At 63.1% G+C, this 15,365-nt stretch carries 4 protein-coding genes; 1 reads left to right on the top strand and 3 read right to left on the bottom strand.

From position 1 onward, the window contains the following. Nucleotides 1-177: 177 nt before the first annotated feature. On the top strand, nucleotides 178-906 hold the full coding sequence (gene fhuF / locus J3P90_RS11870) for a siderophore-iron reductase FhuF (RefSeq protein ID WP_434676432.1): 729 nt from the start codon (nucleotides 178-180) through the stop codon (nucleotides 904-906). Nucleotides 907-924: 18 nt separating this feature from the next. On the opposite strand, the gene J3P90_RS11865 is transcribed toward fhuF, so the two are convergent. Genes J3P90_RS11865 through J3P90_RS11855 form a run of 3 tightly spaced genes read right to left on the bottom strand, consistent with a single transcriptional unit; the run spans nucleotide 925 to nucleotide 15,361 of the window. Next, entirely contained in the window at nucleotides 925-2,568 is a 1,644-nt protein-coding gene (locus J3P90_RS11865) for a cyclic peptide export ABC transporter (RefSeq protein WP_420763723.1), read from the bottom strand. Further along, the gene (locus J3P90_RS11860) at nucleotides 2,565-6,347 is read right to left on the bottom strand and encodes a non-ribosomal peptide synthetase (RefSeq protein ID WP_434676431.1); all 3,783 of its coding nucleotides are present in this window, start codon (nucleotides 6,345-6,347) and stop codon (nucleotides 2,565-2,567) included. Before J3P90_RS11860 ends, J3P90_RS11865 begins: the two co-directional genes overlap by 4 nt. Then, on the bottom strand, nucleotides 6,344-15,361 hold the full coding sequence (locus tag J3P90_RS11855) for an amino acid adenylation domain-containing protein (protein WP_434676430.1): 9,018 nt from the start codon (nucleotides 15,359-15,361) through the stop codon (nucleotides 6,344-6,346). The genes J3P90_RS11860 and J3P90_RS11855 overlap by 4 nt, the downstream gene beginning before the upstream one ends. Nucleotides 15,362-15,365: the final 4 nt, after the last annotated feature.

Here is a 15,365-nt window from a genome sequence, read left to right as displayed (position 1 = left end):
ACGGGAAAGATCGCTACGATACAATACTAATAGTATCGATTCTCATTAATATTTTATAAATCTTACATGGCTTGCCTGCTTCAACACCCACGAGAAGTCGCAAGACGGTGGTGCGCTGTTTATACTTCGCCCCTTCTGGACGATAACGTCTCTCAATTCGCGGTCACGGATGAGTCAATGATTCCCAGCCTTGCTCCGCTGTTCACCGGGCCGCTCGCGGCCTTCGAAGAAAAACTGCAACTGCGCAGCCACTCGCCCACCGTTCTGTCGGTGGAACTGTTCTTCCAGCGCGAGACGTTCAGTCAGTTCGTCGACGAGCTGCTGGCGCGCTACAAGACCGATGAACGCCTGGCCCTGGTGTCGCTGTGGTCCAAGTGGTATTTCAGTACCTTCCTCGCGCCGGTGATGGGCGCCAACCTGTTGCTGCAACGGGACCTGCCAGTCGCTCTGAACGATGTTGGGTTGAAACTCGGCGACGACGCCAGGCCACAGGCCTTACATGTTCGCGACGCCGGGCAACCACTCCTCGAATGCACAGCCTTTGGACGGTTCCATACGCTGGTCGAACAACACCTGGAACCGGTCATCGACACGCTGGCCAGTGTCAGCCGCGCATCGCCCCGCTTGTTCTGGAGCAATGCCGGCAACACCTTCGAATTCGTCACCACGCGGATCGACCTGCATCCGCTGGCCAATCCCGAGAGCACCCTGCCCGCCCGGCAAATCCTCACTGCCCGCCTGCGCCCCGATGGTCGGCGCAACCCGCTGTTCGCCCCCGTGCGTTACCACGATATCGGCGAGGACGAGCCGCAGCGCCTGCGGCGAATCTGCTGCATTCGGTATCGCCTTCCCAGCGTCGGCTATTGCAGCAGTTGCCCCCTCGATGAATGCAAGCGGCAGCATTGAAACGTCTGATCGCGCCGATCATTTTGCCAATTGAAAGGGATTCTCCGTCGCCCGGTCGTAATCGACGAGGTGGCCGTAGTCGAGACGATAGACCCGGTCCGCCACGTCGAAATAACGGTCGTCATGAGTGATCGCGATGACCGTCTTGCCGGCCGCTTTGAGCTCGGGCAGCAATTCGTTGTAGAACACATGGCGGAACACCGGGTCCTGGTCGGCCGCCCACTCGTCCAGCAGGAACACTTCACGGCCTTCCATCATCAGCAACAGTAAGGCCAGGCGCTTGCGCTGGCCCTGGGACAACGCGGTGGTGGACAGGCGTCCAGCGGCGAATTCAACCTTGTGGGCCAGCCCCAGGCGCTCCAGATAATGGTCCACCCGAGCCTCCAGCCCTTCATGGTCGCCCGCCTCGCCCAACACATCGGCGAACAGATAGAAGTCGGCAAAGATCGCGGCGAAGTGCTCGCGATGCCATTCGCTGGTGCTGGCATCGAGCACCACGCCGTTGAGTGAAACTTCCCCGCAAGCGGGCACATAGAGCCCGGTCAGCAGCTTGGCCAGGGTCGACTTGCCACTGCCGTTGCCCCCCACAATGAAGATCAACTCGCCGCGCCGGATCGTCAGGTCGATCGGTCCCAATTCAAAGGCAAATTCCTCGTTCTTGCCGGCATACCGGTAATGCACGTTCGACAGACGCAGATCACGAAACGGCTGCGCTGCTTGCGCGGACGCCTTGAACTCTACCGTCTCGCCCAGTGCCAGGGCATCAATGGCCTGTAAAGCGACATGACCACGAATGACAGCGGGAATAGCGTCGAGGATCATCGAGATCGGCGTGCGCAGGAACATGATCGCCAAGACGTAGCCCACCACCACCTGCTGGCTCAGCAATCCCAGCCCCTGGCCGAGGAAAAACAGCGTGCCGATCAGCACGAACACCAGCAACGTCGTCCAGTTCAGGTTGACGGCCCATAAGGTGTCAGCGCGTACCGATGCGTCCAGCGACGCCCGGGCGATGGGTTCGAGCTTGCGTTGATAGAGCAAATGCCGACGCTCCCGGCTCAGGCCCAGTTCGCAACGCCCCTGGATGGCGGCTTCGAACTGCTCGGTGAGTTGGTCGTCCTGCTGCCGGACCGCCTGCATCAAGGTCTTGACCTTGCGCCCGAGCAGCACGTCGAGGCCGACGCCAGCGGCGATTACTGCCAGCGTCAGGCCGAAGAACGGCAGGCTCAACCACGCCATATAGGCCAGCCCCGCCAACAGCAGCAAGCCGTTGTACAAGGAAATCGGCAATTGCTTGAAGGCCGTGGCGACGGTGGTCACGTCCTTGGTCAGGGCGTTGTAGATGCGTGGGCTGCCCAACCGTTCGATGCGTTCCAGCGCGGTGCCCAGCACCTTGCCCACCAGCCGCAAGCGCAGCTGGTACACCAGCCGATGGCCGATCTGCACCAGCAGCCATTGCGCGGTGACCCCGCTGATGAACAACAGCACCAGCAGGCCACCGAACAGCAGCAAGCCCTGGCCGAGGTCATTGAGACCTTGTTCCAGGCAGCGGTTGATGTAGCCGATCAGGCCGATACTGGTGGCCGCGCTCAGGGCACTGCTCAGCACCGCTAGGAAAATGCGCCATCGCGCGTTGTGCAGCAGTTCTCTCAATAACATCATGGGACCGACACCACCTTGGCAGAGGTTTGCAACAGTAAAGGCAGCAGGTTTTCGACCAGTCGCGGCTCGCCGAGCATCTCATGATGCCCCACGTCCAGCGTCCACTGGCTAACCGGTTGGCGCGCGTGGACTTGCCATTGTGCGCGCAAGTCGCCGTGGGCATTGCCGCGCCACAACCAGACTGGCACGTCAACGGTTGGCAAGGCCTGCTCGTACAAACGGGTCTTGATCGCGCGATATCGCGCCATCAGCGCCAGCAGTTCACCATCCGCCGCTTTCCATTGCAGGTGCCCGCGCACCTGTTCATCGTCGAGCAGCCGGGCGACACCCTCGGCATAGTCGAGGCCGGCCAACAGGCCCGTCAACCGTTCCCGTAGCGACTCGCCGATCGGCTGGCCGTGGCTGCGGCAATAAAACGCGAAATCGGCAATCAACTGGCCCGCTTCGTCGCCCTCGCCGGCCAGGCTGCGCTGAGCATCGTGATCGAGCAACACCAGGCCTTCGACGCTGAAGCCGCTGGCTTGCAGATGCGGCACCAGCAACAAGGCCAGGCGCGCGGCCAGGCTCCAGCCCAACAACACCATCGGTCGCTGTTTGAGCTGGACCGGGATACTCGCCACGTATTGCTGCAACAGCGCATCCATATCGCCGTGGGCCCAGTCATTTTCAAGGGCGGCCAGGCCAAAGACGGCCACTTCGCCGCGCAGGTTTTCCACTAGCGGCTGGTAAGCCTGCAGGTGCCCTTGCGCACCATGCACCGCCAGCAAGGCCGGTGCGTGCGGATCGGCGTCGCTCAAGATCTTAAAGGGGCCGCTGCCGATATCGTCCAGGTCCTGCACCAGATCACGCACCGTATGCCGCTCGAACAACAGATTGGTCGGCAGGTTGAGGCCCAACCGTTCACGGATCAGCGACACCACTTTGATCGCCGCCAGCGAATGCCCGCCAACGTTGAAGAAATTGTCCGTTACGCCGAGGTCATCGACCCCCAGCACGTCACACCAGATCGCAAGGACCACCGTCTCCAGCTCCCCCTCCGGCTTCACCCGCGTATTCTGCAATCGCTGCCGGGCCCGTTCGAGCAGGTGCTTACGATCGAGCTTGCCGTTGCTGTTCAGAGGCATGGCCTTCAACGCAAAGATTCCGCTGGGCAGCATGTAATCCGGCAATTGACGAGCCAAGCTGGCGCGCAACGGATCCGTCCCCTGGAACTGAACATCGTCCGTGACTACAAATGCCAGCAACCGCCCGAGATCGCCTTCGCCATCCAGCAGCACAGCGGCTTGCAAGACGCCCGGCTGGGCGAGCATCGCCTGCTCGACCTCCGCCAGCTCAAGGCGAAACCCACGAATTTTCACCTGATGGTCATTGCGCCCCAGAATGCGCAGGGCCCCATCGGCCTGGCGTAAGACCAAGTCACCGGTACGGTACAGGCGATCGCCGCTGGCAGGATCTACACCGAAGGCCTCGCCACCGACATTGCCGACGTATCCCCTGCCGACACTGGCGCCACTGATGTACAACTCGCCAGCCTGGCCGGGCGGCACTGGCCGTTGCTGCTCGTCAAGCAGATGAATACGGTTGGCACCCAACACTTGATTCAACGCACAACCAGTCACGCCCTGCGCAAGATCAATGGCTCGCCACAACACCCCGACGGTGGTTTCGGTCGGGCCATAGTGGTTATACAGTCGGCAGGCCGGCTCGGCCTGGGCCAAGCGTGTCAGCAACGCCTCGCCAATCGGTTCCCCGCCCAATACCAGCACCTGGCGAGGCAGTACGCCGACGGCTTGCTCGCCCATCAAGGCTTCGAGGTGCGATGGGACGATTTTCAGCACGTCGAGGGGATAACGCCTTAGCTCCTCGGCAAAGGCCTGGGCGTCGGTCACCGTTGACTGCGCCAGCACATGCACACAACCGCCCTGCAGCCACGCCGGGAACAACACGGTATTGCCCAGGTCCGCGAGCAGCGAGGACACCAACCCATAATGCCCGCCCTCGGGCAGTTGCAGTGCACGGGTTACTTGGGTGACGTAATGGCGCAATTGCCCTTGTTCGATCTGCACCCCTTTTGGCTTGCCGCTGGTGCCCGAGGTGTAGAGCACGTAGGCCAGGTCTTGCGCGGTGCCGGAGTGCGATGTAGCTGACACAGGCCCGTTGCTTGCCTGGGACCAGCACAGCGTCCGGGCCGACGTGTCAGGCAAGAGGCCCTCCAAGTGCAGGAGTAACGCAGGTTGGGCGTCATCGAGTACCGCAGCCAGCCGCAGCGGCGGCTGTTGGGGATCCAAAGGCAGATACGCGGCACCGACCTTGAAACAAGCGAGCATCGCAACCAGCATCTGCGCGCCGCGTGGCAGATACAGCCCCACCACGTCGCCGCGGCCCACGCCCGCCTGATCCAGGCTGCCGGCGACGCGGTCACTCAAGGCATCGAGTTCAGCGTATGAGAGAAATTGGTCGGCATACCGCAGCGCCGGGCGATCCGGGTGTGCCTGGGCGTGCCGGCGCAGGGCAACGATGATGTCAAGGTCCGCTCCGAGGTCAGGACGCGGCGAGGACACCAGCGACTCCTCGGGCAGACACGCATCCATGCCATCGATAAGCTCATTGGGCGACTGCATCAGTTGGCCGAGCCAATGCTTGACACGCTTGAGCAGCGCCTGCATCTGCTCCTCGCGATACACCCCGCAATCATACGCCAACGCCAGCTCGCCATTGCCCTGGGTGTGGAGGGTCAACTGAAGTTGCAGCTCGATCGGCGTGTCAAACGAGAGCCACTGCAACGCGTCCGGTTGCGGCACTTGCAGAACCTGCAATCCTGCCTGGAAACTGGCTCGCCACTCTGGCAACAACTGCGCCTGGCCGACGTATTCCTGCCAGTCGACGGCACTCTCCAGTTGCCGGGCCATTTGCCGGGCCAGGTTGACCAGGGTGCTGTGCTCGGACATTTGCATCACCATCGGCAACGTCTGTTCGAACACACCAAACGCGCCGGTCAGTTCCTCGTAGTTATCTCGAGGGTCATGCTGCAAACCCAGTTGGCCCTGCCGTTGGCCATTGAGCCTGCCGAGCAATGATCCCCAGGCCGCCAAGACCAACTGCTCCTCAGCGATACCTTCCTGCTCGGCCAGGGCGGTCAGCCCCGTCACCTCGCTTTGCGCCAACTCCTGACGGACGACGGCATGACGGCCACTGGCGATGCCATAACGTTCGACCAGGCGCATGCCCGGGATGTCCTGCAAGGCCAGGTTGCGCCAGAACTGTGCGCCCTGCTCAGCGTCTTCATCCAGTTGCAGGCCGTTGATCCACTCGACGTAGTCCACGTACTGCATGGGCTCGTCATCCAGCGGCGCGGCGCGGCCCAGCAAATGCTCGCGCAACTGGACCAGGCTGCGCGCGTCCAGCGAGTAGGCCGGGACCGCCAGCAACAATTGATCATCGAGCAGCCAAGCCAGCACGTCGGGCTGTTCGGCCTGGCAGCGACGCCGCGCCTCTTCCAGCCAATCCTGCTCATCGTGACCGTCGGTTGCGCGCCCCTGGCGCCAGTCAAGGCGCAATGCCTGAGGTTCGATCACCCTTTGGCGCAGCCCGGTGGCGCCCAGTGGCCGCTCATAGCGCAAGCGCAGCGCTTGATGCTGCGCCAGGCTGTCGCGCAAGCGTTGCTCGACGATGCCTTCGGGAACGCCTGTCAGCACCATGCGCACCCAGCGCCAGGCGTGTGGGTTGGCCTGGGCCAGTTGTTTCTGCTGGGGTGAAAGCGTGAGTCCAAGGTCCATCATGGGGTCAACTCTTCAAGTGTCTCTTCGGTCTGCGCCGGCGCGGCCATGACTTGGTGGCGGGCATAGATTTCCCCCATGGCGACGACGATTTTGCGCTCGCCCTCGAACGGATCCCGAGCATGGGCCGCTAGCATGTTATCGAGCATCACCACGTCGCCCTGTTGCCAGTCGAAGCGCACGGCACAACGGTCGTAGGCGGCATTGATGGCATCGATAGCCGCTGGTTCGAGCTCCGAGCCGTCCCCATAAAACACTTGCCTGGGCATTGCCGATTCGCCGTCGCGCAGGAATTGCTCGCGAACATCCTCATCGAGCAATGCCGGGTGGTACAGCTGGATCTGGTTGAAGAAGCTTTCTTCGCCCGTCAACGGGTGCAGGATCACCGCCGGGCACACCTGCCGGGTGTGCAGGTCATTGGCGCCGCGCCACTGGAACTCGATGTTGCTCTCACGACAGATCCGCTCGACGTCGGCTCGGTCCTCGGTCTGGAAGAAGTGCTGCCAACTAACGTCCAGGCTGGTGCTGAAATTGCGCACGTACATTAGTTGTTTGCTTCGTAGGTTCGCCTGCAACCACGTCGGCAATTCGCGGTAGACCTGGCGACTGTCAACGATTGGCGTCGCGCCCCCGGACGTCGCGGGCGTCTCGCAGTAGAACCACTGCCGACGTGGCCAGCGGTGCTGATGCGCGCTTTCGTTATGGAACAGGATCATCCGGTCCTTGGGGTATGGAGTGGACTTGTAGATGTTCTTGCCGCCTTCCTCTTTCGGCAGATCACCGTATTGCCCGTACAGCTGTGGGCACAGCGCCTGGCAGAACGCCTCGAAATCCGCCGGGGTCGGCAGGTCGAAGCCACGGAACAGGATGCCGCCATGCTCGCGTAACCAGTGCTCGACCTTGTCGCGGTTGGCTTGCGCCCAGATGGCCGGGGCCAGTTCGCGGTCACGCAACGAAACCAGCAACGGGAATGCCGAGTCCGCTCGTAGCGGCCGGGCCTCGATGGGCTCACGGGTAGCCGCCGATCCGCCCTGGCGCATCTTGCCCAATTTGCTCATTTTGCGTTGCAGCGGGTTGTCCGTGGACATTGCAGCAGCTCCCTTCACAGTCGGCATCAAGGTATCGATAGGGGTTTGCGGCGCGGCGAGCGCGCGCTCCAGCAGTAACTCGAAGGCATCGCGCAAGCGTTCGATGGTGGCCGGACGGAACAGGCTGGTGCGGTACACCCAGCGCAGGCTGAGCGCGTCGCGGTCTTCGCTGGCGAACAGCGCCATGTCGAACTTGGAGTGGTGCTGCTCGCCCGTCAACGGCTCGACCTGCAGATCGCCCAGTTGGCGCTGCTGACGCGGCGTGTTGTCGAGCACGAAGAGTGTCTGCAACAGTGGATGCACATTGGCCACCCGCGGCAATTCCAGGCACTCGACCACGCGTTCGAACGGCGTGTCCTGCCAGGCGAACGCTTGCAGGCATAACTCGCGGACTTGCATGGCCTGCTCATGGAAGCTCAGTTCCGGTTGCACGCGGATGCGCAAGGCCAGCAGGTTGACGAAGAAGCCGATCAGCGATTCGGTGGCCGGATGGAAGCGGTTCGCCACGTCCGTGCCAATCACCAGGTCGCGGCCTTGTGTCTCACGTTGCAGCACGGCTGCATAACACGTCAGCAGCACCATGAAAGGCGACGTGCCGCTGTCCTGGGCAAAGGTTTTCAACCGGCCCACCGTGGCGGGCGACAATTGGAAATCCACCGCCGCCCCGGCACCGCTATCTCGCTCCGGACGCGGGAAATCGAATGGCAATGGCACCTGCGCGGGAATCCCCGCCAGGGTCCTTCGCCAGAACTCCAAGCCTTCCCTTTGACGCAACTGGACCGCCGCCGAACCTTGCCAAACGGCGTAGTCGACGTATTGGATCGGCAGCGCTTCCTGGGTTGGCAGCACGCCGGTGCTGTAGGCCTCGTAACCTTCGATCAGCTCATCGACCAACACCGCGCCGGACCAACCGTCGGAGGCAATGTGGTGCATGACCATTTGCAGTACATGCTCCTGTTCGCCGAGGCGATACAGGACCACCCGAAGCGGCGCTTCGCTGCCGAGGTCGAACGGTCGCAGCGCCATGTCCCGGGCATCGATTGACCACTTCGATTCGCTCGACGCCAGGCGTTGCAAAGCCACCGCCAATTGCGGGTGGATTCGCTGGCGCAACTCGCCGCCGCACTGGTGATAGGTGGTGCGCAGGATGGCATGTCGATTCACCAACCGTTGCAACGAACGCTCCAGGGCTTGGTTATCCAGTTCCCCACGCAAGCGCACGTTGCTACTCATGTTGAAGCTGCTGTCGACCTCATCCAGTTGTTGCATCAACCAGACCCGTTGCTGCGCCGAGGACAAGGGTTGATCGATGCCTTGGTCAACCACCGGAATCGTCACCGACGCCAGATCCTGCTCAGCGGCGAGGCCCTCGATTCGCTCGGCCAGTCGCGCCAGCACCGGTGTTTCGAACAGCCAGCGCAATGGCACCTCGAAGCCCTGTTCCCGCAGGCGCCCGCGTACCTGGGCCGCCATCAGGGAATGCCCGCCCAATTGGAAGAAATGTCCGTCGGGTGGGACGTCCTGCACGTTCAGCACCGAGGCCCAGATCTGCGCCAGCATCCCCTCGCCGGCCGACAGCGGGCGCCCGGTTGCTGGCGCGCTGCCGACAACCGATTGCAAGCGCGGCAGTTGTCTGCGATCGACCTTGCCATTGCTGTTGAGCGGCAGTTGCTCAAGCGCCTGCAGGTGCGTCGGCACCATGTAGACCGGCAAGCGCGCCTGCAAATAGTCTCGAACAGCTGCCTCACCAGGTGCATCGTCAGGATTCGCCACCCAGAATCCGGCCAACTGCTCGCCTTGCACGGCCACCACCGTTTGCAGCACTTGAGGATGGCTGAGCAGGACGGCTTCGATTTCCCCCAGTTCGATGCGATAGCCACGCAACTTGATCTGGTCGTCGGTGCGTCCGAGGTAGTACAGCTGGCCGTCGGGCTGCCAGCGCGCCAGATCGCCGGTGCGGTACAAGCGACCACCGTTACCGAACGGGTCGGCAATGAAGCGCTCTGCGGTCAGCCCCGGCTGCCCGGCATAACCCCGGGCCAGTCCGTCACCGGCGATATAGAGTTCACCGACGCAGCCTGGCGGCATTTCACACAGGTATTCATCGAGAACATGGCAGCGGGTGTTGAGCAACGGCCGGCCTATCGGGGCGACGGGCAATTGAAGTGTGTCGATCGGCGTCTGGGTCGACCACACCGTGGTCTCGGTCGGGCCGTAGACATTGATCAAGCGCGCCACGTGCTGCTTCAGCTCGCTGGCCAGCTCCTTCGGCACCGCCTCGCCGCCGGCCAGGGCCACTCGCCCTTCCAACACCCGGCGATCGCCTTGCAACAACATCGCCCAGGTGGCGGGCGTGGCCTGGATCAGGTCAACGGACCGTTCGTTAATCAAGCGTGCAAGCAGCAGCGGATCCTGGCGCTCGTCCTCGTCCGCCAGGACCACCGAGCCGCCACGCACCAGCGGCAGGCAGAGCTCCAGGCCACAAATGTCGAAAGTGACAGTGGTCAAGGCCAGGTAACGCTGCACGTTATCCAAGGGCAGCGCCTGCTCCATGGCGAGCAGGAAATTGGCAAAGTTACCGCGGCTGATCTGCACGCCCTTGGGTTGCCCGGTCGACCCCGAGGTGTAGAGGGTGTAGGCCAGTTGCCCGAGGTGCGTCGCCAATCCAGGCGCCTGGGCGGGAAATTGCGCCAATGGCAGATCTGCCCACAGGCAAACACGTAGGTCGGCAGGCCAATCCCCTGTCGTCGAATCGCAAAGCAGCATATGTGGCTGCGCCCGGTTGAGCACTTGCGCCTGGCGGGCCGGTGGATGGGCGCGGTCGAGTGGCAAATAGGCGGCACCGGCCTTCTGGATGCCCAACATGCACACCAACAGGCGTTCATCCCGAGGCAGGCAGAAGGCAACCAACGATTCAGGCCCGACGCCCTGGGCCAGCAACCAATGAGCCAAGCGGTTAGCCTGGGCCTCCAGCGCGGCATAGCTCAATTGGCGGTCGGCGCAATAGACGGCGATGCACTCGGGATGCACAGCGGCTTGCACTTCGAAACGCGTCACCCAATCCGCTTCGCCGTGCAAGGGCAACGACTTCCCGGCAGTCGCCAACGTCGCAACCGAACGCAGCGGGATTTCCAGCAGGCGCGCATCAAGATCCTGGCCCGACAGGCTGGCGAGCAATGCCTGGTAATCCTCTACCAACCGGCGAGTGATGTCGGGCCGCAACAATGCGGTCGCGTATTCGACGATCAAACCGGTGCTGGCCTCGGCACCGCGACCCTGGGTGAACAGGTTGAACGTCAGGTCGAATTTGGCGCTCACCACGCCACCCGGCAGCGCCAAAGCCTGGGCACTGATGCCGGGCAGGTTCAGGCTGCGGGAATCCTGATGGTCGACCTGATAGTTGAACATCGTCTGGAACAGCGGCGTGCGATCCAGGCTGCGCTCTACATCCAGCACTTCCAATAACTGCTCGAACGGCAGCGATTGATGGGCCAGGTCCTCATTCAGCGTGCTGTCCAGTGCCTGGACGAATGCTTGCAGGCTCTGGCGGCCGTCGATCTGGACACGGTGGGCCAGGGTGTTGACGAACAACCCGACTAACGCCTGGCTCTGGACTGACTCACGCCCCGCCACCGGCAAGCCGATGGCGAAATCACTGCGCCCGCCGTGGCGCCAGAGCAGCAACTGATAGGCCGCGAAATACAGCACGAACGGCGTGACGCCTAGCACCCTCGCCCGCGCCTCGACCGCAGTGCTCAGCGAACCGGGCAGCACATATTCGTCTCGCGCTCCACCGAACGCCTGCACCGCCGGCCGCGTGGATTGCTCAGGCAGCTCCAGCGGCTCGTTGCCCAGGCCTTCCAGGCGTTGTTGCCAATAGGCCAACGAATCCTTGCCATACGCGCCATCCAAGCGCTCTCGATGCGCCTTGATCAACGGCAGCAAAGCGCTTGCCGCCGGTAGGGTCTGATCTTGATAAAGCGCTGCCAGATCCTGGACGAGCAAGCCCATCGACCAACCGTCCACGGCAATGTGGTGCACGTTGAACAGCAGGCGATAGTCGCCAGGCGCCACACAAAACACATCGATGGCCAGCAGCGGACCTCGCGTGAGATCGAACACCCGCTTGGCGGCACTGGCAATGGCCGCGTCCTGTTCCGAGTCACTCAGGGCGCCGATGTCATGGACGTTGAAGATCGGTGCAGCCGTATCGTCCAGCCGCTGCCAGACTTGCCCGTGCTCTTCGAAAAAACGGCAGCGCAATGCGTCATGCCGGGTCACCAGCGCCTGACAGGCGCGTTGCAGGCGGGGCACATCCAGGTCGCCGCGCAAGGCCAACAGTTGGGTAACGTTGTAGGCGGTTTCAGCCGGGTCGAATTGCTGCATGAACCACACCCGTTGCTGGGCATGGGACAGAGCCTGCGGTTGCGCCGCGTCCTCGCACGGCGCCACGGCATCAGCGACCGGTGCGACGATCGGTGCGAGCACCTTGGCCAGTTGCCGAGGGGTCGGGTTTTCCAGCAATTGCCGGGGCATCAGGCGCAAGTCGGCCTGACGCAAGCGCGCGATCAACTGCAAGCTGAGGATCGAGTCGCCGCCCATGGCAAAGAAATCGGCGTCCGGCCCCAGGCCAGGTTGTCCCAGCAACTCGCGAAAAGCCGTCAGAACCGCAAGCAATGCCGGCTCGGCGCGGCAGTCGATGCACAGGGCCATGGCCGCCAGGGTCGGATGCTGCAGCACGTCCCGCGGTTCCAGCTTGAGCCCTTCCCGGGATGCCAGGCCGATCAATTGCAGGCTGAGAATCGAATCCCCGCCCAGAGCGAAAAAATCGTCCGCGCGGCCAACTGGCGCGCAGCCGAGGATCTGGCACCACAGTTGCGCCAATCGTTGTTCGGTCGCTCCGCTGGGCTGCTCGGTGGCTTCGGCGGCCGGCTCACCGATCGTCGGCTCAGGCAATGCACGTCGGTCCAGCTTGCCATTGGCAGTCAGCGGCAAAGCGTCCAGCGCCAACCAATGGGCCGGCACCATGTGTTCCGGAAGTTGCCGCTTGGCCTCGGCTTGCAGCGCCGCCAGCGCTTGGGTTGTCATCGAGGGGCTGACATACGCCACCAGTTGCGTCCGCCCTTTTACTTCACAAGCCAGCACGGCGCCTTCGCGAACCTGAGGCTGGGCGTTGAGCCAGGCGCTGACTTCGCCCGGTTCGACGCGGAACCCGCGGATCTTAGCTTGATCGTCCTGACGTCCGAGAAACACCAGGCGCCCGTCGCGATCCAGGCGAACCCGGTCGCCGCTGCGATAAAAGCGTTGGCCCTGGGCCGTGACGCCGAACGCACGTGCTGTCAACTCAGGCTGGCCGAGATAGCCTTGGGCAACCTGGGGACCACCAATCAGCAGCTCACCGGCGACACCCAGCGGTACGCACCGATTTTGACCATCGACGATGCGCAACTCACAGCCGGACAGCGGCTGGCCCAGCGGCAGATACTGACCCGCTACGAACGCCTCGGAGTCCAGAATTTCACCGCAGACCACGCCGACAGTCGTTTCCGACGGGCCATAGTGATTGAAGATACGGAGTTGCGGCGCCAGTTCACGCACCTTGGCGAATAACGCCTGGTCGAACCCCTCGCCACCAAGAATCAACAGCACCTTGGGCAACACGCGACGGGCGTCGTCCAACGCCAGCAAACCGCGCAGGTGCGAAGGGGCGATCTTGAGGCAATCCGCCGGATATTGGTCGAGAAAATCGGCCCAGCCGGGCGGGTCGAAGGCCAACGACGCCGGTGGCAATACCAGCGTGTCGCCTGCGTTGAGCGCGGCGAAAACAGAGGTCAAGCCGAGGTCGGCGGCGACCGTTGCCAAGGTCGCCCAGCGGCTACCCGATTTGGCTTGCAAGCGTTCACCGACGGCATTGGCGTAATGGGCGAGGTTGGCATGCGTGACCTGAACGCCTTTCGGCTGGCCGGTCGAGCCCGACGTGTAGATCAGGTAGGCAGGCAACTGAGGCTGGCTGAGGCTTTCGTACTGGTGGATGTTCGCGTTGAGAGACCAATCGTCGGCGCTCAGCACCAGGCATGGGATGCCCACGCCGGTCTCGGGTGCTTGCGCCAATGTCAGCCACAGGCTCGCGCCGCTGTCGTGCAACAGTTGTGCGAGTCGCCGGGCTGGTTGCGCCGGGTCGAGAAACAGACAGGTGGCGCCACGCTGCCAGCACGCCAGGGTCGCCAGCACTTGTTCGGCACAGCGCGGCATGCACAGCGCGACCACCTGACCCGGCCCAACGCCCTGCGCGGCCAGCCGTGCGGCCATCGAGCGACTGGCCGCGCCGAGCGTGGCGTAATCGATGCTCTGCCCCACACTGCACAACGCCACGGCATTCGGCGTGTGCGTGGCCCAATGCAGCACCTGCTGGTCCAACGGCAACGTGATCGCGCCCAGGACCGGGCCGCGCACTTCACTCGGCGTGGAAACCAGTTGCAGGTCCGACAACCGCCGCTGCGGATGAGCCGAGACCTCGTGGAAGATCGCCAGCAAGTCGTCGAGCATTTGCTCGACCGTGGCCGTGTCGAACAATTCGTCGCTGTATTCCAGTTCGCAACGCAGCCGCGCGTCGGCGGTACGGACCATGCGCAACGTCAAGTCGAAACGCGCGTGGCGTTGCGGCGGGTCGAGTACCTCCACCGCCACGCCGGGCAAGGCCAGGGTGCGGCTTTCGGGCAGATCGACCTGGACGAACATGACCTGGAACAACGGGCTCGAACGTGGACGTTCAAGGTTTTCGAGGACGTTTTCGAAGGGCAACTGCTGATGGTCGAACGCCGCCGCAACGGTGTCGCGGGTGCGCTGCAACGCGCTGCTGAAGTCCGGATTGCCTTGAAGGCGCTGGCGAATCACCAGGGTATTGAGTAACGGCCCGATCAACGATGCCAGTTCCGGACGGTCACGTTGGGCAATCGAGGTGCCCAGGCACAGATCAGTCTCGCCGCTATAGCGCGACAGCAGGCAGGTGAATGCCGTCAGGCCATAAATATACAACGTCACGCCATGATTGCGGATCGCGGTTTCGACTGCCGTGGTCAGTTGCGGCGGGAGCTCCCGGGTCAGGACCGCGCCACTGTGGCGACGTTGTGTGGGCGTGGGGCGCGGACGGTCCAGTGGCAACGCCATCGGCGCCGGTGCATCGGCCAGTTGGTCGCGCCAGAAATCGATATGCTGCCGGCAGCTATCGCTGTCCAGCCACTCACGTTCCCATGCGGCGTAATCGGCGTACTGGATACTCAGTTCAGCTAACGCGGCAGGCTCGTTCGAAGCGAGTGCCCGGTAAGCCTCGGCCAGTTCCAGGGTCAGTTGTTGGGCCGACCAGGCGTCATAGGCGACGTGGTGAATGGTGAAAAAAAGCCAGGTGCAATGCTCCTGGGCATCGCTGAATGCCTTCCAGCGCCAAGGCATCGACTGCGCCAGGTCGAAGGGCTCGGCGAGTTGGCGGGCATATTCATCGGCACACCATTGCTCGTGCTCGGATGCGGCGATGGTCAACCGTTCGACGCCCGGCAAGTGCACCTGTTGTGGCTCGCAATGGGGCTGCAGCTGTCCGCTGGTGTCAGGGCTGTAGCGCGTGCGCAGGATCTGGTGGCGGTCGACCACCTGCTGCATCGCCTGTTGCAAACGCGCGCCATCCAGGCGCCCATCGAAGCGCAGCACCGAGCACAGGTTATAAAGGGCCCGGCTGCTCAGGGCTTCAGCCGACAGGAAGCGCCGCTGCGCCTGCGCCAGCGGCCTGTGTTCGCCTTCGCCGAGCAGAGCGGGGACGATCGGCAGGCGCCAGCTGTCGATGCCCTTCTCGGACAGGCGTTGGCGAAAGACCTTTTTCTTCTCCGCGGGCAAGGATGCCAGCCGCTGCGCAATCTCCAGGAAAGCTTGTTGCGTCATCGTA

Source organism: Pseudomonas sp. D3-10 (assembly GCF_051132175.1).
Taxonomy (GTDB): domain Bacteria; phylum Pseudomonadota; class Gammaproteobacteria; order Pseudomonadales; family Pseudomonadaceae; genus Aquipseudomonas.
Note: the sequence above shows the minus strand (reverse complement) of the source record. Positions and strands in the feature narration are given on the sequence as shown.

Coding starts and splice junctions, on each gene's coding strand:
- J3P90_RS11865 (WP_420763723.1), bottom strand. CDS start 2,568: ATGATGTTATTGAGAGAACTGCTGCACAACGCGCGATGGCGCATTTTC.
- J3P90_RS11855 (WP_434676430.1), bottom strand. CDS start 15,361: ATGACGCAACAAGCTTTCCTGGAGATTGCGCAGCGGCTGGCATCCTTG.
- fhuF (WP_434676432.1), top strand. CDS start 178: ATGATTCCCAGCCTTGCTCCGCTGTTCACCGGGCCGCTCGCGGCCTTC.
- J3P90_RS11860 (WP_434676431.1), bottom strand. CDS start 6,347: ATGATGGACCTTGGACTCACGCTTTCACCCCAGCAGAAACAACTGGCC.